Annotated in this window: 22 protein-coding genes; 19 read left to right on the top strand and 3 right to left on the bottom strand. The window is 59.2% G+C overall.

The window, feature by feature from the left end; translation table 11 throughout:
• Positions 1–51 precede the first annotated feature (51 nt).
• The 3 genes from AC1D2Q_RS07895 (at position 52) to ccoM (ending at position 920) form a co-directional block, all read left to right on the top strand.
• Positions 52–393 (top strand): hypothetical protein, encoded by a 342-nt coding sequence (locus AC1D2Q_RS07895; RefSeq protein WP_019580919.1) that lies wholly within the window; start codon positions 52–54, stop codon positions 391–393.
• Between the two features lie 104 nt (positions 394–497).
• The gene (locus AC1D2Q_RS07890; RefSeq protein ID WP_477812838.1) at positions 498–659 is read left to right on the top strand and encodes a hypothetical protein; all 162 of its coding nucleotides are present in this window, start codon (positions 498–500) and stop codon (positions 657–659) included.
• Between the two features lie 144 nt (positions 660–803).
• Positions 804–920: a cytochrome c oxidase subunit CcoM gene (gene ccoM / locus AC1D2Q_RS07885; protein WP_018926882.1), complete on the top strand. Its 117-nt coding sequence runs from the start codon at positions 804–806 to the stop codon at positions 918–920.
• A 164-nt stretch (positions 921–1084) separates the two neighbouring features.
• On the opposite strand, the gene AC1D2Q_RS07880 is transcribed toward ccoM, so the two are convergent.
• Positions 1085–2560 carry an inorganic phosphate transporter gene (locus AC1D2Q_RS07880; protein WP_018926881.1) on the bottom strand — a complete coding sequence of 492 codons (1476 nt, stop codon included), beginning with the start codon at positions 2558–2560 and terminating at the stop codon, positions 1085–1087.
• Positions 2561–2937: 377 nt separating this feature from the next.
• The gene (locus AC1D2Q_RS07875) at positions 2938–3138 is read right to left on the bottom strand and encodes a hypothetical protein (protein ID WP_007935837.1); all 201 of its coding nucleotides are present in this window, start codon (positions 3136–3138) and stop codon (positions 2938–2940) included.
• A gap of 210 nt (positions 3139–3348) precedes the next feature.
• Here AC1D2Q_RS07875 and AC1D2Q_RS07870 point away from each other — a divergent pair, with 210 nt between their 5' ends.
• The 12 genes from AC1D2Q_RS07870 (at position 3349) to pcaC (ending at position 14850) form a co-directional block, all read left to right on the top strand.
• Entirely contained in the window at positions 3349–3534 is a 186-nt protein-coding gene (locus tag AC1D2Q_RS07870; RefSeq protein WP_138866217.1) for a hypothetical protein, read from the top strand.
• A gap of 265 nt (positions 3535–3799) precedes the next feature.
• Complete coding sequence (pcaR, locus tag AC1D2Q_RS07865) at positions 3800–4642, top strand: pca regulon transcriptional regulator PcaR (protein WP_007935836.1); 843 nt, start codon at positions 3800–3802, stop codon at positions 4640–4642.
• Between the two features lie 288 nt (positions 4643–4930).
• Entirely contained in the window at positions 4931–6277 is a 1347-nt protein-coding gene (pcaK, locus tag AC1D2Q_RS07860) for a 4-hydroxybenzoate transporter PcaK (protein WP_477812837.1), read from the top strand.
• A 286-nt stretch (positions 6278–6563) separates the two neighbouring features.
• Positions 6564–7421 (top strand): CoA transferase subunit A, encoded by an 858-nt coding sequence (locus tag AC1D2Q_RS07855; RefSeq protein ID WP_018926877.1) that lies wholly within the window; start codon positions 6564–6566, stop codon positions 7419–7421.
• Positions 7421–8200: a CoA-transferase subunit beta gene (locus tag AC1D2Q_RS07850; protein WP_111455065.1), complete on the top strand. Its 780-nt coding sequence runs from the start codon at positions 7421–7423 to the stop codon at positions 8198–8200. The genes AC1D2Q_RS07855 and AC1D2Q_RS07850 overlap by 1 nt, the downstream gene beginning before the upstream one ends.
• Positions 8197–9402, top strand: a complete 1206-nt coding sequence (gene pcaF / locus AC1D2Q_RS07845) for a 3-oxoadipyl-CoA thiolase (protein WP_477812959.1) — start codon at positions 8197–8199, stop codon at positions 9400–9402. Before AC1D2Q_RS07850 ends, pcaF begins: the two co-directional genes overlap by 4 nt.
• Positions 9403–9455: 53 nt before the next feature.
• Complete coding sequence (gene pcaH, locus AC1D2Q_RS07840; protein ID WP_477812836.1) at positions 9456–10160, top strand: protocatechuate 3,4-dioxygenase subunit beta; 705 nt, start codon at positions 9456–9458, stop codon at positions 10158–10160.
• A gap of 1 nt (position 10161) precedes the next feature.
• A complete protein-coding gene (pcaG, locus tag AC1D2Q_RS07835) occupies positions 10162–10728 on the top strand; it encodes a protocatechuate 3,4-dioxygenase subunit alpha (RefSeq protein WP_477812835.1) in 567 nt (188 codons plus the stop codon).
• Positions 10729–10923: 195 nt separating this feature from the next.
• Positions 10924–12219 carry an MFS family transporter gene (locus AC1D2Q_RS07830; protein WP_477812834.1) on the top strand — a complete coding sequence of 432 codons (1296 nt, stop codon included), beginning with the start codon at positions 10924–10926 and terminating at the stop codon, positions 12217–12219.
• 45 nt (positions 12220–12264) lie between these two features.
• Entirely contained in the window at positions 12265–13629 is a 1365-nt protein-coding gene (locus tag AC1D2Q_RS07825; RefSeq protein WP_477812833.1) for a 3-carboxy-cis,cis-muconate cycloisomerase, read from the top strand.
• Positions 13630–13640: 11 nt separating this feature from the next.
• On the top strand, positions 13641–14447 hold the full coding sequence (pcaD, locus tag AC1D2Q_RS07820) for a 3-oxoadipate enol-lactonase (RefSeq protein WP_477812832.1): 807 nt from the start codon (positions 13641–13643) through the stop codon (positions 14445–14447).
• A 10-nt stretch (positions 14448–14457) separates the two neighbouring features.
• Entirely contained in the window at positions 14458–14850 is a 393-nt protein-coding gene (pcaC, locus tag AC1D2Q_RS07815) for a 4-carboxymuconolactone decarboxylase (RefSeq protein ID WP_477812831.1), read from the top strand.
• Positions 14851–14963: 113 nt separating this feature from the next.
• Here the strand turns inward: pcaC and AC1D2Q_RS07810 are convergent, their stop codons facing one another.
• Entirely contained in the window at positions 14964–16223 is a 1260-nt protein-coding gene (locus AC1D2Q_RS07810) for an OprD family porin (RefSeq protein ID WP_477812830.1), read from the bottom strand.
• A 614-nt stretch (positions 16224–16837) separates the two neighbouring features.
• Here AC1D2Q_RS07810 and AC1D2Q_RS07805 point away from each other — a divergent pair.
• From AC1D2Q_RS07805 to AC1D2Q_RS07790, 4 genes are all read left to right on the top strand, one after another.
• Positions 16838–17101 (top strand): Os1348 family RiPP precursor, encoded by a 264-nt coding sequence (locus AC1D2Q_RS07805; protein WP_477812829.1) that lies wholly within the window; start codon positions 16838–16840, stop codon positions 17099–17101.
• Between the two features lie 112 nt (positions 17102–17213).
• On the top strand, positions 17214–17690 hold the full coding sequence (locus AC1D2Q_RS07800; protein ID WP_111455069.1) for a GNAT family N-acetyltransferase: 477 nt from the start codon (positions 17214–17216) through the stop codon (positions 17688–17690).
• Positions 17691–17704: 14 nt separating this feature from the next.
• Positions 17705–18865: an aKG-HExxH-type peptide beta-hydroxylase gene (locus AC1D2Q_RS07795; RefSeq protein WP_477812828.1), complete on the top strand. Its 1161-nt coding sequence runs from the start codon at positions 17705–17707 to the stop codon at positions 18863–18865.
• A gap of 16 nt (positions 18866–18881) precedes the next feature.
• The gene (locus tag AC1D2Q_RS07790) at positions 18882–20852 is read left to right on the top strand and encodes a multinuclear nonheme iron-dependent oxidase (RefSeq protein ID WP_477812827.1); all 1971 of its coding nucleotides are present in this window, start codon (positions 18882–18884) and stop codon (positions 20850–20852) included.
• Positions 20853–20859: the final 7 nt, after the last annotated feature.

Raw genomic sequence — 20859 nt, 5'->3', positions numbered from 1 at the left:
CTCAAGTCGCCACCCCCGCAGCCGACAGCCTTCTGACAGGAGACCAATAATATGCTGCCACCGATGCTCCCCTTGAGCGCCGTGCCAATCACTTCACAGCAGGATCCGATCCGCCAGCGCCCGGATATTCCGCCCGTGGTGCCGGTGCAGGAAAGCTCCAATGAAAGCACCATCGACCTGCAAAAGCGCGACCCGGAAGAAGCGGGTCTGCAGCTGCGCGAGGAACAGCGTCGGCAACAGGAACGGGAGCGGCGCCGTCGCGAGGCCGATGAGGATCCCGAAGAGCATCTGGCGATCCCCGGTAATGAGCTCAATGCCGACAATACCGTGCCGGTGGTGCCGTTGATGGAGAATCAGCCACGTCAGGGGTTGTGGGTCGATATCGAGATCTGAAGTGTCGGAGACTGGTCAGCGCCCGCGCCAGACCGCATTATTGGCGCAATCCTGTCGCCTTTAGCCGGCAGCTGAATTCATTTCCAAGCGATGCACTGAACGCCATGAGCCAAGATGACAAGCTGATCGACCTCAATTCTGAACGCGCCAAACGGATTCATGACCTTAATGAAAAGCGCCTGAACGAAGTGCGCCAGGCATTTGAGCAGGCCATGCCGTTGGGTAAAGCGAAGAAAAAGCCAAAGAACAAACCGAAAAAGCGTTGAAACACCCTGCATCTGTTGATGCAGGTCAGTTATTTCCCTTCCTTTACGCCCAGTCTCGGGCGGCATTGATCCCGGTCAATTTTCTCTCCTGCCCGATTGGTTAACTTAGCCCCATCGCAACAGGGCATGTGCAGGAGGCCAGTCATGTTTTTCGATAACGTGGTGATCGCCGGAGTGCTGACAGTTGGCCTCATGGTTCTGTTTTTTGCAGGGTTTGGTTTTTTTATCTGGAAGGATTCGCATAAGCGGAGAAAACCGTAGTTCTTTCTGGAGCAATGAGCACGCAAGGCATTTTGGGCGACTTCGGTCGCCTTTTTTTTTGTGCGATCGTTCCCGCGCTCTGCGTGGTAACGATCTAATACCGAAATGCGGGCAATAAAAAAGGCGCGAACCTTACGGAACGCGCCTTTTTCAGTAGCGGTGTATCAGCTACCCAGTGCCTTGGAGGCCAGCCAGAACAGGCCGGCCGACAGGGCTACGGTGGCTGGCAGGGTCAGGACCCAGGCCAGCAGGATGGTTCTGACAGTACCGCCTTGCAGGCCGCTTTTGTTCGCGACCATGGTGCCGGCCACGCCTGAGGACAGGACGTGGGTAGTGGAGACGGGCAGGCTGAAGATGTTGGCCAGGCCGATCATGCTCGCGGTGGTGATCTGCGCCGACATGCCTTGGGCATAGGTCATGCCTTGCTTGCCGATTTTCTCGCCGATGGTCAATACCACGCGTTTCCAGCCGACCATGGTACCCAGGCCGAGGGCCAGAGCGACCGCCAGAATCACCCAGAACGGGGCGTATTCAGTGGTGGTGGTCAGGTCCTTGCGCAGTTTGTCCAGGTCAGCCTTTTCACGGGCTGCGAGGCCAGGCAACTTGCTGACTTTCTTCGCCGTGTCGTCCAGGCAAAGCAGGTAACGACGCACTTCGATGCGGCTTTCCGCTGGCAGCGAGTGGTAGTCGGCTACACCCTTGAGGGTGTCGAGCAGGGCGGCGATGGTCGGTTCGGTCTGTTGCGGGTTGCAACGGAATTTCTCCGGCAGATCACCTTCCACGCTTTTGCCCAGGGCCAGGAATTCACCCAGCGTATCGGCATTGCGCTTGTAGAACTGGCTCAGGTGCAGGGTTGCATCGCGCGTCCGTTCGATCTGGTAGGTGGTGCTGCCCAGGTCGAGTACGAACTGCGCCGGGACGATACCGATCAGTACCAGCATGATCAGGCCGATGCCTTTCTGGCCATCGTTCGAGCCGTGCACGAAGCTGACCGCCATCGCCGAAATCACCAGGACCAGACGGTTCCAGAACGGCGGGTGCTTCTTGTCGTCGATCTTGCGGCGCTGTTCCGGTGTCTTGTGCATCTTGGACAGCGGACGCCACCATTTAAGGCCGATCAGCACCAGGGCGGCAACAAGGAAGCCGGCCATCGGCGAGAACACCAGGGACGCACCGATGTCGATCGCTTTCTGCCAGTTCACGCCGTCGGCCAACGGAATGTCGTTGATCAGGGCGTTGGCCAGGCCGACACCGAGGATCGAACCGATAAGCGTATGGGAGCTGGAGGCCGGGATACCGAAGTACCAGGTGCCCAGGTTCCAGGTGATGGCGGCGGCGAGTAACGAGAACACCATGGCCAGCCCGTGACCGGTGTTCACATTGATCAGCAGTTCTACCGGCAGCAGATGGACGATGGCATACGCCACCCCCACACCGCCCAGCAGCACGCCGAGGAAGTTGAACACACCGGAAAAGAACACCGCCAGATGAGGCGGCATGGCTTTGGTGTAGATGACAGTGGCCACCGCGTTTGCGGTGTCATGAAAGCCGTTGATGAACTCGAAGGCGAGGACAAAGGCCAGGGCGAGCAAGAGGCTCACAAGCACCCAAGCATCCAGTCCGCTGAATAAATCGATCATGAAGGTTTTCTGACCCGTTCGTAAGGGGGCGCGATTATGCCAGAAAAGACTGATAATCGATGCACTTGCTGCTCATCGGTTACATTCTTCAATGAATCAGTGGGTGGCAATCCCCTGAATCCCGGGTTTTTTCAGGGGCCTACAAGTCATTGAATTCGCTTGGAAAGGCAGCTGCCACAAGGGTTTCTCTCGTTGGGACGAGAGGCTTGAACGCTTGTGTGAAATATCTGAGAAGAAGGTCAGGCAAGAGCCGTTTGCCTCATCGAATGGATGAGGAAGCCGCTGCCCGCTTGTAGCGGGCGCGAAAAGYACCATCGATACAACCCGCTTTTAACGGGTGCAGACGCAGGCTCTTGAAAGGATTCAAGTCGAGGCGGTCATGGCTCTTCGGCTTTGAGTTCCTTTTCCATCTTCTGCAATTCCTGGGTGAAGGCCTGATCCTGAACGGTGGCGCGTTTACGCCAGGGTTTGCGTTCGGGTTCGGGTTGAGCGGCGTAGGTGGTGACTTCCCCGCCGTAAACTTCCTTGTAACGTTGTTCCTGGCGCTCAAGTTCTGCGCGCAGTTCGTCTTTCGTCACAGTGCTACCTGATTGAGTTGAGATTAATTCTGGTGAAACGCGCTGCATCGATCCATTGACCATGCTCGTCGAAAGGACAATGCCTGATACGACATCGTTCCCACGGCGCAATCAATACTTCAATGTTGCAGGCGGCCACGGCACCAGAGCAAAACAGCTGACGCAGCATCAGTCTCCTGTTTCAGCGAGCGCGTTGGCGGAACATATTAAATGAGCGTCAAGCGCTTGCTGCGGACAGCGGCGATGGATATCGCGCTGCCGGCGGGCGGAATCGGTACAAAAAAACCGGTCGCCTCTGAAATGCATTATAGCGGTCGATTCGAAGAACACTATCTCTTGGCAGTTAAAAGTAGTTCCTCATGTGTGATTGTTTTGTTGCTCGCAACTTGCCGGTAACTACGGTGGACTGATGCCAGTTGCAGTGGTGACTTTCTGGCGCCATTAGGCCGGACAAATTATTACATCGTTCTCCTTTAAACCAGTGACCGAAAATAACAACCGTATTGTGGGGTGAGTGAAAGCAGGATGGCTGAATGTACGCACCACGATTGCGATTATCGGCCTGTGGTTCGATAATCGCCCAATCCTGGCAGTCGCTGGCTTGTGTGTCAGACCGGGGCCGCTTGTAATAGTCGCTGATCCGTGTGGGGAACAACCTGATATGAACGATCAAATGCGCAATTCCTTCGCTTCAGTGGCGCCGCCGATCGTCGCCTCGCCCGCCAAGCGAATCCAGGCCCTGACCGGTGACCCGGATTTCATGACTTCCCTGGCCCGTGGCCTGGCGGTGGTGCAAGCGTTCCAGGAGCGCAAGCGGCACCTGACCATTGCACAGATCAGCCACCGCACGGAAATTCCCCGCGCCGCTGTGCGACGTTGCCTGCATACGCTGATCAAGCTCGGCTACGCCACCACCGACGGGCGCACCTATTCGCTGCTGCCCAAAGTCTTGACCCTGGGCCATGCCTATTTGTCGTCGACCCCGCTGGCGGTGTCTGCCCAGCCGTACCTGGACCGCATGAGCGAGCAACTGCACGAGGCTTGCAACATGGCCACGCTAGAGGGCGATGACATTTTGTACATCGCGCGCTCGGCGACCACCCAACGGCTGATTTCCGTCGACCTCTCGGTGGGTGGGCGCTTGCCGGCCTATTGCACCTCCATGGGCCGGATTCTGCTCGCCGCGCTGGACGACACGTCGCTGCGCGAATACCTCGACCATGCAGACTTGCAAGCCAAGACCAGTCGCACCCTGCATACCCCCGAGGCATTGCTCGAATGCTTGCAAGAAGTACGGCGACAAGGCTGGTGCATCGTTGATCAGGAACTGGAGCAGGGCCTGCGCTCGATTGCCGTTCCTGTGTACGACGCTTCCGGTCAAGTGGTGGCGGCCCTGAATGTCAGCACCCACGCCGGCCGGGTCAGCCGCAGCGAGCTGGAGCAACGTTTCTTGCCTGGTCTGCTAAGCGCCAGTCGAGACCTGAGCGCGCAACTGTTCGCCTAAGCTGTTCGATAAACGCACAGAGTCGCGTTTATCGAATTGACGCTCTTTCCCTCGGATCATTAATGTCGCGGCAGCGTCATCCGGCGCTGCTGGCCCTCAGCCGGTTGCCGGACGACGACCCAATAATAATGAGAAGAGGCATCGTCATGTGCACGTTTCCCCGCTGTCGCTGTTCCCACCGATTTCGCTGCCGAAACCGGATCGCCTGATCCCGACCTCCTTTTCTTGTGACAGCGTCAGCCTTGGCTGGCAGCTGTTCGACTGCGTTCTTTGCGTGGAATAAAAATAATGAACCAGCCTCAGTCTGCTGTAGGAAACTGCCTCGACGTGCAGTCCTTCATCAACGCTCAACCCATTTCGCGCTACCAATGGCGGGTGGTGATCCTGTGTTTCCTGATTGTCTTCCTCGATGGCCTCGACACCGCGGCCATGGGGTTTATCGCGCCGGCATTGTCCCAGGACTGGGGCATCGATCGCGCCAGCCTCGGCCCGGTGATGAGTGCGGCGTTGATCGGCATGGTCTTCGGCGCCTTGGGTTCCGGGCCGTTGGCTGACCGCTTCGGGCGAAAAGTCGTACTGGTGGGCGCGGTGTTATTGTTCGGTGCCTTCAGCCTGGCATCGGCTTACAGCACCAATGTCGATCAACTGCTGGTGCTGCGTTTTCTCACCGGCCTGGGACTGGGCGCCGGCATGCCGAACGCCACCACGCTGCTCTCCGAATACACCCCGGAACGCAAGAAATCCCTCCTGGTGACCAGCATGTTCTGTGGCTTCAACCTCGGCATGGCCGGGGGCGGGTTCATCTCGGCCAAACTGATCCCGGCCTTCGGCTGGCACAGCCTGTTGATGATCGGCGGGATTCTGCCGCTGATGCTCGCCGTCGTATTGCTGTTCTGGTTGCCAGAATCGGCGCGCTATCTGGTGGTGCGCAATCGCGGTACCGACAAAGTGCGCAAGGCCCTGGCACCGATCGACCCAGCGCTGGTGGCCCAGGCTTCGAGCTTCAGCGTGCCGGAACAGAAAACCGTGAAGGCACGCAATGTGTTCGCGGTGATCTTCTCCGGCACGTACAGCACCGGCACGTTGTTGCTGTGGCTGACGTACTTCATGGGGCTGGTGATTGTTTATCTGCTGACCAGTTGGTTGCCGACGCTGATGCGTGACAGCGGCGCGAGTATGGAGCAGGCGGCATTCATTGGTGCGCTGTTCCAGCTTGGTGGGGTGTTGAGCGCAGTGGGCGTGGGTTGGGCGATGGACCGATTCAATCCGCACAAGGTCATCGGTACTTTCTATCTATTGGCCGGGGTGTTTGCCTACGCGGTAGGGCAGAGCCTGGGCAACATCGCCGTGCTGGCGACCCTGGTGCTGGTGGCCGGGATGTGTGTCAACGGTGCGCAATCGGCAATGCCGTCGCTGGCGGCGCGTTTTTACCCGACTCAAGGGCGGGCGACCGGTGTGTCGTGGATGCTCGGGATTGGCCGCTTCGGCGCGATCCTCGGGGCATGGATGGGCGCGACGTTGCTGGGCCTGGGCTGGAACTTCGAGCAGGTGCTGACGGCGCTGGTGATTCCGGCCGCGTTGGCGACCACGGCGGTGGTGATCAAGGGCATGGTCAGCCATGCGGATGCGACCTGATCCGGATTGAGAGTGATCGTTCCCACGCTCGGCGTGGGAATGCCTCAATGGACGCTTTGCGTCCGCTTTTGGGACGCGGAGCGTCCCGGGCTGCATTCCCACGCTGAGCGTGGGAACGATCTGAGAGAGAACGATAGCGAGGTAACAATCTGTTCGATAAACGAACACTCAGTCGATTATCGGATTGTTTGGGTTTTTCCAGGGGCTTAATCTTCAGTCATTCCGGCGCTGAACCTCGCGCCTTTTTCTACCACTGTCGGTTCATAACAAAACGGGAGCCTGCCCCATGGCTGAAATCCTTTCGCTGCATGACGCGGTGAAGCAGTTCGTCAACGACGGCGATACCGTCGCGCTCGAAGGCTTCACTCACCTGATTCCTACGGCGGCTGGTCACGAAATCATTCGCCAGGGCAAGAAAGACCTGACCCTGGTGCGGATGACGCCTGACTTGATCTACGACCAGTTGATCGGTGCCGGTTGTGCTCGCAAACTGATTTTCTCCTGGGGCGGCAACCCCGGCGTCGGCTCGCTGCACCGTTTGCGTGACGCAGTCGAGCGGCAGTGGCCGCATGCGCTGGAAATCGAAGAGCACAGCCACGCCGACCTGGCCAATGCCTACGTCGCGGGCGCTTCGGGCTTACCGTTCGCGGTGCTGCGTGCCTACGCCGGTTCCGACCTGCCGAAGGTCAACCCGCTGATCAAAACCGTCACTTGCCCGTTCACCGGCGAAGTGCTGGCGGCGGTGCCGTCGGTGCGTCCGGACATTACCGTGATTCACGCGCAGAAAGCCGACCGCCAAGGCAACGTGCTGCTCTGGGGCATTCTCGGTGTGCAGAAAGAAGCGGCGCTGGCGGCCAAGCGTTGCATCGTCACCGTCGAAGAAATCGTCGATGACCTCAATGCACCGATGAACGCCTGCGTGCTGCCGACCTGGGCTCTGAGCGCGGTCTGCCACGTACCGGGCGGCGCGCATCCGTCCTACGCCCACGGTTACACCGAGCGTGACAACCGCTTCTACCAGGCCTGGGACCCGATTGCCCGCGACCGTGAAACCTTCACCGCGTGGATCAACGAGTACATCCACGGCTGCGCTGACTTCAGCGAGTTCCAGGCCAAGCTGGCCGCTGCCTCGGAGGCCAAGTAATGACTTACACCACCAATGAAATGATGACCGTCGCTGCCGCCCGCCGTCTGAAAAACGGTTCGGTGTGCTTCGTTGGTATCGGCCTGCCGTCGAAAGCCGCCAACCTGGCGCGACTGACGTCCTCGCCAGATGTCGTCCTGATCTACGAATCGGGTCCGATCGGTGCCAAGCCGAGCGTACTGCCATTGTCGATCGGTGACGGCGAGCTGGCGGAAACCGCCGACACCGTCGTCCCGACCGGCGAGATTTTTCGCTACTGGCTGCAGGGCGGGCGCATCGACGTTGGCTTCCTCGGCGCCGCGCAAGTCGATCGCTTCGGCAACATCAACACCACGGTGGTCGGCGACTACCATCAGCCGAAAGTTCGCCTGCCGGGTGCAGGTGGCGCGCCGGAGATCGCCGGTTCCGCCAAGAGCGTGCTGATCATCCTCAAGCAGTCGGCGCGTTCGTTCGTCGACAAGCTCGACTTCATTACCTCGGTTGGCCATGGCGAGGGCGGTGATTCGCGCAAGCGCCTCGGCCTGCCGGGCGCCGGTCCTGTCGGCATCATTACCGACCTGTGCATCATGGAACCGGAAGCCGGCACCCATGAATTCGTGGTCACCGCGCTGCATCCAGGGGTGACCCGCGAGCAAGTGATCGCGGCCACCGGTTGGGCGATTCGTTTTGCCGACACCGTTGAAAACACTGCCGAGCCAACCGAAGTCGAGTTGACCGCGCTGCGTGATCTGGAAGCCCGCACTGCGGCGGCCCACGGCCAAGCACCCGGAGAAGCCTGATGCGTGACGTTTATATCTGTGACGCGATTCGTACCCCCATCGGCCGTTTTGGCGGTGGCCTGTCGGCGGTTCGCGCCGATGACCTGGCCGCCGTGCCGATCAAGGCGCTGATGACACGCAACCCGTCGGTGGACTGGAACGCGGTGGACGAGGTGTTCCTCGGTTGCGCCAACCAGGCCGGCGAAGACAACCGCAACGTGGCTCGCATGGCGTTGCTGCTGGCGGGGCTGCCGGAAACCATTCCTGGCGTTACCCTCAATCGCCTCTGCGCTTCGGGCATGGACGCTATCGGCACTGCGTTTCGGGCCATTGCCAGCGGTGAGATGGAGCTGGCGATTGCTGGCGGCGTCGAATCGATGTCCCGCGCGCCTTTCGTGATGGGCAAGGCTGACGCGGCGTTTTCGCGCAACATGAAGCTGGAAGACACCACCATCGGCTGGCGTTTCATCAACCCGTTGATGAAAGCCCAGTACGGCGTCGATGCCATGCCGCAAACCGCCGATAACGTGGCCGACGATTACGAAGTTTCCCGCGAGGATCAGGACGCTTTCGCACTGCGCAGTCAGCAACGGACAGCCGCCGCGCAAGCCGCAGGATTTTTCGCCGAAGAAATCGTTGAAGTGCGCATTGCCCACAAGAAGGGTGAAACAGTGGTCAGCCAGGACGAACATCCTCGCGCCGACACTACACTCGAAACCCTGGCCAAACTCAAACCGGTCAACGGCCCCGACAAAACCGTCACCGCCGGCAATGCCTCCGGTGTGAACGACGGTGCTGCAGCGCTGATTCTGGCTTCGGCCGAAGCCGTGAAGAAACACGGCCTGACCGCCCGCGCCAAAGTGCTCGGCATGGCCAGCGCCGGTGTCGCACCACGGGTGATGGGCATCGGCCCGGTGCCGGCGGTGCGCAAATTGACTGAGCGCCTGGGCCTGGCGGTCAGCGATTTCGACGTGATCGAACTCAACGAAGCCTTCGCCAGCCAGGGTCTGGCAGTGCTGCGTGAACTGGGACTGGCGGATGACGCGGCCCAGGTCAACCCGAACGGTGGCGCCATTGCCTTGGGCCATCCGCTGGGCATGAGCGGTGCGCGTCTGGTGCTGACCGCACTGCATCAACTGGAAAAAACGGGCGGCAAGAAAGGCTTGGCGACCATGTGCGTCGGTGTCGGTCAGGGCCTGGCCCTGGCGATCGAACGGGTTTGACACACTTGGCTGTGAATAAGCAGTGTCGACTAATAAGAATTGAGGAACGCGCAATGACTGACAAACCTGGTTACCGTCGCCCGCAGGCGGGCACTCAGCCGGAATACCTGCACCCTCCTTATCAATCCACCAACCTTCGCTCGCCGTCCAAGCCGTTGGTGTTTTTGCCTCATTCGCTGTCGGAAATCACCGGCCCGACCATCGGCGCCGAGCGCATCCAGGAGCGGGATAACGACCTGACTGCCCAGCACTCGGGCGAGCCATTGGGTGAACGAATCATCATCCACGGCCGTGTGCTGGATGAAGACGGTCTGCCGGTGCCGGGCATTCTGGTGGAGATCTGGCAGGCCAACGCCGCCGGTCGTTACAACCATGCCCGCGACCTGCACGACGCGCCGCTGGACCCGAACTTCACCGGCACCGGGCGCACCGTGACCGACGCCGATGGCTGGTACCAGTTCCAGACCATCAAGCCCGGCGCCTACCCGTGGGGTAACCACCACAACGCCTGGCGCCCGGCGCACATCCATTTCTCCCTGTTCGGGCCGAGCATTCTGACGCGCCTGGTGACCCAGATGTATTTCCCGGGTGACCCGTTGCTGGCTTATGACCCGATCTACAACTGTGTGCCCGATACCAGCGCCAAAGAGCGCCTGATCGCCCGTTTCGATCTGGAAAAAACCATCCCTTCCTATGCCCTCGCTTATCGTTGGGACATCGTTTTGCGCGGCCGCGACGCCACGCCGATGGAGAAATAAGATGACGCTGAACGCGACCACGTCCCACACCGTCGGACCGTACTACCACATCGGCCTGACCTGGCTGAACCGTGAAGACCTGACCGTTGAACAGACCCTCGGCGAGCGTGTGGCGATCACCGGGCAAGTCGTCGATGGCAATGGCGACTTCGTCAACGACGCCATGCTCGAAGTCTGGCAAGCCAACGCCGCCGGCAAGTACGACCACCCTGAAGACGATCAGGACAAACCCCTGGACCCGAACTTCGAAGGGTTTGGCCGGGTGCCGGTGGATGCGCAAGGGCGTTTTCGCTTTACCACGATCAAGCCGGGCACCGTGGAAGGCCTGAGGGGCACAACCCAGGCGCCGCACCTGGTGGTGCTGGTGTTTGCTCGCGGGTTGGTGAAGCACTTGCTGACGCGGATTTACTTTGATGGTGAGCCGGCTAACGTGGCGGACCCGCTACTCGAATGCGTGCCCGCCGAACGTCGTGGCACCTTGTTGGCAAAGCAGGATGCTTCGGGTGTTTATCAGTGGAATGTGATTCTGCAGGGGACGGATGCGGAGACGGTGTTCTTCGATTACTGACTCCAACCTGATCGCCTGATCGTTCCCACGCTCTGCGTGGGAATGCCGCCATGGACGCTGAGTGTCACCGGATGCATTCCCACGGGGACCGTGGGAACGATCGGAACAGGGGATCTGTGTCGCCAATGCATCTGCGGAACGGGATTGTTGCAAAGCATGTCTAGACTCTCACGGTCCCCACAGAGTGAAAAAACAATGACAACCTCCACAGCTGTCTACACCGGTGAAGAACGCAACAAAAGGATCTTCGCGATTGTCGGCGCCTCGTCCGGCAACCTGGTCGAGTGGTTCGATTTTTACGTCTATGCCTTCTGTGCGATCTATTTCGCCCCGGCCTTTTTCCCGTCCGATAACCCCACGGTGCAGTTGGTCAATACCGCGGGCGTGTTTGCCGCCGGGTTTCTGATGCGCCCCATTGGCGGCTGGATCTTCGGTCGGCTGGCGGACAAGCACGGGCGCAAGAATTCGATGCTGATCTCGATTCTGATGATGTGCTTCGGTTCGTTGCTCATCGCTTGCCTGCCGACCTACAACAGTATCGGTGTCTGGGCGCCGATACTGCTGCTGTTCGCGCGCTTGCTGCAGGGCTTGTCGGTGGGCGGCGAATACGGCACCACCGCGACTTACATGAGCGAAGTCGCCCTCAAGGGCCAGCGCGGGTTCTTCGCGTCGTTCCAGTACGTGACGCTGATTGGCGGACAGTTGCTGGCGGTGTCGCTGGTGGTGATCCTGCAGCAGTTCCTCAACGAGGATGAATTGCGTGCCTACGGCTGGCGAATTCCGTTCGTGGTCGGTGCGGCGGCGGCGTTGATTTCGCTGTTCCTGCGTCGTGCGCTCAAGGAAACCAGCAGCAAGGAAATGCGCGAAAGCAAGGATGCCGGCAGCATTGGTGCGCTGTTCCGCGATCACAAGGCAGCCTTCATCACCGTGCTGGGTTACACCGCCGGCGGTTCGCTGATTTTCTACACCTTCACCACGTACATGCAGAAATACCTGGTGAACACCGCTGGCATGCACGCCAAGACCGCCAGCTACATCATGACCGGTGCACTGTTCCTTTATATGTGCATGCAGCCGCTGTTCGGCATGCTCGCCGACAAGATCGGCCGGCGCAATTCGATGCTCTGGTTCGGCGCCCTTGGGACGTTGTTCACCGTACCGATCCTGTTGAGCCTGAAAAGTGTCAGCAGTCCATTCCTGGCGTTTGTGCTGATTACCGTGGCGCTGGCGATCGTCAGTTTCTACACCTCGATCAGCGGTCTGGTGAAAGCCGAAATGTTCCCGCCAGAGGTGCGCGCCTTGGGCGTCGGCCTGGCGTATGCGGTGGCCAATGCGATCTTCGGCGGTTCGGCGGAATATGTAGCGCTGAGCCTTAAAGCCGCAGGCATGGAAAACTCGTTCTACTGGTACGTGACGGTGATGATGGCGGTGGCGTTCCTGTTCAGCCTGCGACTGCCGAAACAGCCGAAGTATTTGGAAAACGACCTTTGATCTTTCCGCGGGGGCCGCCCTGGCCCTCGCCTGCAAGGACTGTTTATGAATCAGCGACCGGGCAATCAATTGTTCGATGCCTACTTCACGGCACGCAACATGCGTGAGGTGTTCTGCGATCAGGGCCGGGTTCAGGCCATGCTTGATTTCGAAGCCGCGCTGGCCCGGGCCGAAGCGCGGGTTGGCCTGATTCCTCAAGCGGCTGTCGTGTCTATCGAAGCGGCCTGCCGGGCTGAGCATTACGACTTCGCCGCTCTCGGCGAGGCGATTGCCACGGCGGGCAATTCGGCGATCCCTTTGGTCAAGGCGCTGGGCAAGCAGATCGCCAACAGCGATGCCGAAGCCGAGCGCTACGTGCATCTGGGCGCGACCAGCCAGGACGTGATGGACACCGGCCTGGTGTTGCAATTGCGCCGTGCGCTGCAACTGATCGAAGCTGATCTGGCGCAGCTGGGGGCAGCCCTCGCGACCCAGGCCAAGCGATACGTCGCCACGCCGCTGGCCGGGCGCACCTGGTTGCAACACGCGACACCGGTCACCCTCGGCATGAAGATCGCCGGTTGGCTGGGCGCGGTGACTCGTAGCCGCCAGCGTTTGCTGGAACTCAAGCCGCGCTTGCTGGTGCTGCAATTCGGCGGCGCCTCCGGCACCCTCGCGGCCCTCGGCGATCAGGCGATGCCGATTGCCGAAGTCTTGGCCGCGGAACTGCAACTGACCTTGCCGGAACAACCCTGGCACACCCAACGTGATCGTCTGGTGGAGTTCGGCGCGGTGCTTGGCTTGATCGCCGGCAGCCTCGGCAAACTCGGCCGCGACATCAGCCTGTTGATGCAGACCGAAGCCGGCGAAGTGTTCGAACCGTCGGCGCCGGGCAAGGGCGGTTCCTCGACCATGCCGCACAAACGCAACCCGGTGGGCGCGGCGGTGCTGATCGGTGCGGCGACCCGGGTGCCGGGTTTGCTTTCGACTTTGTTCAGCGCCATGCCTCAGGAACAAGAGCGCAGCCTGGGCCTGTGGCATGCCGAATGGGAAACCTTGCCGGAGATCTGCTGTTTGGTGTCGGGCAGCCTGCAGCAAGCGCTGTTGGTGGTCGACGGACTGGAAGTGGACGCGACGCGCATGACCCGCAACCTCGACCTGACTCAGGGCCTGGTGCTCGCCGAAGCCGTGAGCATCGTCCTGGCGCAACGGGTCGGTCGCGACACCGCGCATCATCTGCTGGAGCAATGCTGCAAGCGCGCCGTGGCCGAGCAACGCCATCTGCGCGCGGTACTCGGAGACGAGCCGCAAGTGACCGCCGAGTTGTCGGACGCTGAACTCGATCATCTGCTGGACCCCGCCCATTACCTCGGTCAGGCCCATACCTGGGTCGAGCGAGCGGTGGCTGAACATTTTGCGTTGACTGCCTGAAGGAGACTGCTGTGGCATTCGTACAACTCGCCGAGGGCGAACTGCACTACCAAATTCAAGGGCCGCAACTCGATGGACCGGCGGATGCGCCGGTACTGGTGCTGTCCAACTCACTGGGCACCGACCTGCACATGTGGGACGCGCAGATCCCGGCGTTCACCGAGCATTTCCGGGTGCTGCGTTTTGACACCCGTGGTCATGGCAAGTCATTGGTGACGCCAGGGCCGTACAGCATCGAGCAACTGGGCCGCGACGTGCTCGCGCTGCTGGATGCCTTGCACATCGAGCGCGCGCATTTCTGTGGTCTGTCCATGGGCGGGTTGATCGGTCAATGGCTGGGGATCAATGCCGGTCAGCGTTTGAACAAACTGATCGTGTGCAACACCGCGGCGAAAATCGGCGATCCGTCGATGTGGAACCCACGAATCGAAACCGTGTTGCGCGACGGCGCGGCGGCGATGGTCGCCCTGCGCGATGCGTCGATTGCGCGTTGGTTTACCCCGGATTTTTCCGCTGCCAATCCGGCAGTGGCGAAGCAGATCACCGACATGCTCGCGGCTACCTCGCCTGAAGGTTACGCGGCCAATTGCGCGGCGGTGCGTGATGCCGATTTTCGCGATCAGTTGTCCTCGATCAAGGCGCCGCTGCTGGTGATCGCCGGCACCGAAGATGCGGTCACACCGCCGTCTGGCGGGCATTTCATTCAGGAACATGTGCAGGGCGCCGAGTACGCCGAGTTCTACGCCGCGCACCTGTCCAACGTCCAGGCCGGCGCTGCGTTCAGCGAGCGGGTGCTGGCGTTTCTTTCAGGTCATTGAGGATTTTTTTGTGGACGAGAAACAACGTTACGACGAGGGCATGAAAGTCCGCCGCGCAGTGCTCGGTGACGCCCACGTCGACTGCAGCCTGAACGCGCTGACCGAGTTCAACTCGGAGTTCCAGGAGATGATCACCCGCCACGCCTGGGGCGACATCTGGACCCGCCCGGGCCTGCCGCGCCATACCCGCAGCCTGATCACCATCGCGATGCTGATCGGCATGAACCGCAACGAAGAACTCAAACTGCACCTGCGCGCCGCCGCCAACAACGGCGTCACCCGCGGCGAGATCAAGGAAGTGATCATGCAGAGCGCGATCTATTGCGGTATTCCGGCGGCCAATGCGACGTTCCACCTGGCCGAGTCGGTGTGGGATGAGTTAGGGGTCGAGTCGCGGGAATAGGGTTACGGCTAAAAAAAGATCGCAGCCTACGGCAGCTCCTACAGAGGAATGGTGAACCCCTGTAGGAGCTGCCGAAGGCTCGGGCCGCGTTCGGACGATCTTTTGATTTATGTTTACAACAAACTGATCGGATAGCTGACGATCAAGCGGTTCTCGTCGAACTCGTTGTTGCTGAAGTCGCGGCGGATGGTGGAGTTGCGCCATTTGAGGTTGAGGTTTTTGAGTGCGCCGCTTTGCACGGTGTAACCCAGTTCGCTTTCGCGGCCCCATTCCTTGCCGTCGCTGGTGGTGGCGGTGTGGACGTTGTCGCCGCTGATGTAGCGGTTCATCAGGGTCAGGCCCGGCACGCCCAGAGCGGCGAAGTTGTAGTCGTGGCGCACTTGCCAGGATTTTTCCCTGGCGTTGTCATAGCTGGAGTTGTAGCTGTCGTTGGCCAGGGTGCCGCCGCTGGTGCCGTTGACCCGCATCCAGGCGTTGTCGCCGGTGAGTTTTTGCAGGCCGACGTAAAAGGTGTTGCCACCGTATTTGGCCGAGAACAGACCCGACCAGGTCTTGTTGTCCAGCTCGCCCGCCCGGGCGCTGCCGTCATCCTTGCCGTAGAAGAACCCGAGATTGGCGCCCAGCGTCCAGTCGCCCAGCGGTTGGGTGTGGATCAGGTTGACGTATTGCTGGCTGTAGATGTCTTTGAGTTCAGCATTCCACAGGCCGATCTGAGTACGCTTGTCGTTGAAGACGTATTCACCGCCCTGGAAGTTGAAGCGGTCTGAGGTGAACGCCGCTTTGCCGGTCATCGACATGTCATTCATGCTGCTGTCGTCGCGCGGGCTGTTGGCGCGGAACTGGCCGCCGTAGAGCGTCAGGCCGTCGATTTCCTTCGAGGTGATCTGGCCGCCACGGAAGGTTTGCGGCAGCGAGCGACCGTCGTCCGAACGCAAGATCGGCAGCACCGGCATCCATTCGCCGACCTTCACTTCGGTCTGGGACAACTTCGCCTTGAACGCTACGTTGGTGCGACCGAAGTTGTCCGCCGGGCGGCCATCGTGATCCAGCGGCAGCAACTGCGTCCCACCGGTGCCTTTACCGCCGTCGAGCTTGACCGAATACAACCCCAGCACGTCCATGCCGAACCCGACGGTGCCCTGGGTGAACCCGGATTTGGCGTCGAGGATAAAGCTTTGCGTCCACTCTTCAGCCTTGCCCTGAGCCTTGGTCGGGTTGGTGAAGTTACGGTTGATGTAGAAGTTTCGCAGGTTCAGGTTGACCTTGGCGCCTTCAACAAAGCCCGCTTCCTCGGCCAAGGCGGGCAGGGCCGCGCCGGCCAGTGCGATGGCGATCAGACTGGGGAACAAATACTGCGGGGTGGAGGAAGTCATGGGCTCGGGTCTCTCTAATTGTCAGGGATGAAGCAGTACACAGCCGCAACCAAGAGGTCGCAGACACAGAATCGAATTCGTATAAGGGATCGGGGTCAGCCGGAGCGGGGAGGGCGCGTAGTCATGGTGTCGGACCTTGTTGTTATTGATTTTGCAGGTGCGGGCAATGGTGCGAGGGATGGGCGGGGGGATTCAATTGGGTGGATGGGGTTTTGGGCGATTATCGAACGCTAATCGATGCCAGCCGGGACGCGGACGGTAGGAGGCATTCTTAATCAAATCCCATAGTTATTCAGGTTGATAAGGAGCATCCAGAGGTGTGTTCTATTAATGACGCCTTGTTGTTTTGTTGATATTAGATGGAAGTGTTTATTGCTTTAGTTGTAAGACGTTTCCTACAGTGCTGGCTGTCATTAAAGGTAGATCAATAATCGCCGGTTAAACTTAAGAATTGGTGTTGTCGGTTATCGTAAAAAGATTTAAAGGGGGCCATGGGCTTGGCTGGAAAAGAAAAGAGGCCTTGCTATATTCAAATTCCTCAAGCGGGCAAAAGACACTCTCATGCTTCGTCAGGGGATATTTTTCGTCATGCCGAAATAACAAGGAGAAGTACCATGGGTAATAAAGTCAATCAGGAACGTTTGGCCTCGGTTCTGGGACGGGCCGTGCTGGACGAAAAATTTGCCAGCGCCTTACACAGTGATCCGGCAGGGGCGGCTAGAAATATTGGCGTGCACTTAAGTACTGACGAGATCGCAGCGGTTAAAGGTATAGATGCTGCAAAACTGACGGCAGCTTCCTCCAGCATTCGGAACAACCTGGGAATACGCGCGGTATTTGATACACAGAACCAGCAGCAACAAGCGCGCATGGATTAACGGTGGGTGATGCCATTTGGCGTGCCACGAAAAGGTGGGCTTTTACGGTGGTACGCCGAATGGCCTTATCAGACTCATGACCGGAAGCGCTCGGGCACGGAGTGAATGACGCATGTCTGTCACCTTGGCTCCAATGAATGACGCGGACTTTGTTACGTTCGCCGACAGAGCCCTTGCTGAATATGGCGACGGGATGGTCGCTGCCGGCGAGTGGGGCCAGGAGGAGGCGTCGCAAAGGGCACGCAGCGTCTTCGAGCAATTGTTGCCGCAAGGGCGATTGACTGAAAAGAATCAACTCTGGGTAATCCAGGATCAAGCGCGGCGCATCGGTGAATTATGGGTTGCCGAACGACACGCTGGCGCCGGTCGGATCGCCTTCATTCTGGATATTTACATTGACCCCGGCGAGCGCCGCCAGGGTTATGCAAAACAATCGCTGCTGGCCCTGGAGTCATGGGCGAGCCAGGCGGGATGCAAGGAAGTGCGGTTGCATGTCTTTGGTCGCAACGATGCGGCGCGTCGTCTTTATGAACAACTGGGTTATGGCATTGCCAGTCTGACAATGGCGAAGCCGTTGCCGCCAACCTAAGGGAAGGTTGAGAAATGGACATCGGTAACAGTGGTCAACGTGAGCTCTCGGTCGAGGATTTATTTCAGGACACGACCTTCCTTGCGGATTCGGAGCCTTCGCGATTTGAAGTCTTGCTGGAGCGTGTCAGTCGAAATCGATACACCAGCTTTGTTGCGCTGTACACCGAACTTTTTCAGTTGTTTCCCAACGCTCCACATTTGGCAGAGTTTTTTGAGCAGGCGTTTAATCTTATCGTTCCTCCGACCCGCGAACAGCGCTTGATTATTAATGATCCGGTGTTTCAAGTGTGGAATGTGCTGACGGCTCACTATGCCAATCTGGTCATCACGAAAAAGACCGAGGACAGGAGTGAACTGGAAAAAATGCTGTTTGAATTTCCAGAGATGTTAGTGCGTGTCAAAGCATCCGACAGTTCCCGCGTGAATCATTATTGCCCCCCTGTGCATCGGTTTGATGTCGATCCGCTGGTAGCGATAGTGATGCCGCCCAGTTATGAATTTCCGGAGGATGAAGCCGTCCGCAAACAGTTGGAGCGTAGCGGTTACTCCGTACGGTTTTTTTGCGACGTGGTGAATATTGCCCTGTTGCGCATAGAGCACACTTGGCCCGCCTGCCGCGAGCAAATCAAAAAACTGGTCAAGTCGATTTTTTATTTACCCGATGGTTCATTTCGAAGCTGTTCGGCGTCCCGTTTCACCGGAATCATCCTGCTGTCGAGCCGGGATGATTCGATACTCGATCTGGAAGAGTCCCTGGTGCATGAGGCCACTCATCAGTTGCTCTATCACATAGTCGAGGCGTGCCCGGTCGTTAAGGAAGAGACTTCGCGCGAGCCGTTGTACACCTTGCCGTGGTCGGGACAGAAGCGTGACTTTTATGGCTACTTCCACGCGTTTTACGTGTACATCGCGTTGGTCAAATACCTGGGGCGGGTTCGTTCGCGTTCGACCGATGAACTGCAACGGGCGCAAAACCGTCTGTTGTACATTCTGCGAGGCTTGATCAAGGCATTGCCGGACTTTGAGGCCAGCACTGAATTCACCCCACAAGGACGTCAACTTCTGGAAAACCTCGCCAAAGAGGTCAGAGCACAGGAAAACCAATATGCCGGGCTGTTGGCGATATCGGGGACTGATACTGAGCAACAGCGCTTGCTGGGTCTGACTGCCTGAAGCCGGGGAGGCTCACATGGGGATGTTTGATGCCTCGTCCTATCCCGAGGCCGGAGTAGGGCTGGAATACCATTTGCCACGGCACGGTCTTGAGGATAAATGGTCGGAGAATGGACTCGACCCGACCGTCGAGCGAATTCTCGCTGAGGGCTTGCCGCATTTCGATTACGTCGAGTTTCAGCCGACCCACTGCATCCTGCAGCCTCGTTTACTTGACGTCAGCGCTCAAGTACCGAGCCTGCTGCACTCGTCCAGTTTGTCCCTGGGCAGCGTGGGCATCGCGATGGATCGCGAGTTTCTGCACATGACGCGGCGACTGTGCGACAAAACCCGCTCGCCGTGGCTGGCCGAGCATATTTCCTGGTCGCGTTTCCACGGTGGCGACACGCAGCACTTCATTTTGCCGACCCTGGCCCAAGAGGTGGCGGACACGGTGGTGGCCAATGCCATCGAATTGCGCGAGCTCACGGCAACGCAGCTGGTGCTGGAAAACGCACCGCGGTTGTTTTCATTGCCGGGAGAACAAGAGCAGTCTGAAGGCGAGTTCATTTCCAGTGTGGTGGAGCGCAGCGGCTCGGGATTTTTGCTGGATCTCGACAGCGCGATGGCAACCGCCAGAACCCAGGGGTATGACCTGAACGACTATTTACGTTCGTTGCCACTGGACCGGTTGATTGAAATTCACACCAGCCATCCACGGCGGGATTGGGACATTTTGCGTGAACTGTTTAGATCATCCCCGGTGAAAGCGATCACCCTGGAGTGGGATATTTCGCGCAAAACCGATGACGCGGAACTGTTGACCTTGATCAAGGCCATCAAGTCCTTGAGGCCCAAGGCCCTGTTTTGGCAGGGGCTGGATCAACAGGGCGATCAACATACACCGTCGGAGGGCGCGCAGACCCTGCTGAAACTCAGGGAAAGCACCTGGCTCAGCGTTGGCTCGGCGTCGTTTTTTATCCGGGATCGGCAGCAGGACCTGAGCCTGGAGTTTGACGTGACGTTGCTGCCGTTACTGCGCCACTTCCTGAGCCCGCAGACACTGGAGAGTGCCTTGTTGCTGCCGGGGATTTTGCAGAGTCCGGCGCAGGACGACAACCTGGCATTCCTGAGGACGCTGGTCAGCCACGGTGTTTTGCTGCCCGTCGCCAATCAATCGGACAGCGCCCCATCTGATGAGGATAAACATCCGCTCAACCTTTGGACCCGCTGGGATGCGGCGCTGGAGTTTTACCTGAGTACCCGGACCGGCTCGCACACGCCCTACATCAGCGTTGCCGAGCTGGAAACGGAGCTGGAGCAAAAGGCCTCGGCGCAACCTCAGCCGTCGGCGTTCAAGGACTACTGGTCCCATCCGTTCATTGCCCTGGAAAACCCGCTGCTGCCTGCCTGTGCGATCGCTCAGCCGACGCTGCTGGACTCGCTGTGCAATCGCCGCACGTCGCGAACCTTCAGTGATCAGCCGTTGAGTTCGGAACAACTGTCTTTGTTGCTCTACTACACCTGGGGCGCGACCGTCGTGCAGCACAACCGCATGGGCGACTACTTCCTGAAGAAAACCTCTCCGGCGGGCGGTTCGTTGCAGGGCACCGAGGTGTATGCGGTGCTGATGAATGTGCAAGGTTTCGAGCGGGGTCTTTACCATTATTCGGTGCGTCGTCACGGGCTGGAGCTGCTTTCCCTGGAAGACCCACGGGCCTGGATCAGTGAGGCCTGTGGTGGTCAGACATGGATCGAGGATGCGGCTGCGGTGTTCGTTTCCACGGCTCGAGTCGAGCGGATGGCCTGGAAATACGAATTCAGCCGCGCATTGCGGGTGGCGCTGATGGATGCCGGGCATCTGAGTCAGACCTTTTCCCTGCTGGCCACCGCGCTGGGCCTGGGCAGTTTCACGACCGCAGCGTTACGCGACGAAATGTTCGAAAACCGCTTGGGGCTCGATTATCTGGAAGAGCCGGTGTTTCTGGTCAATGGAGTCGGAGGGTGAAGCGAGC

Source organism: Pseudomonas sp. P1_A1 (assembly GCF_056406935.1).
Note: the sequence above shows the minus strand (reverse complement) of the source record. Positions and strands in the feature narration are given on the sequence as shown.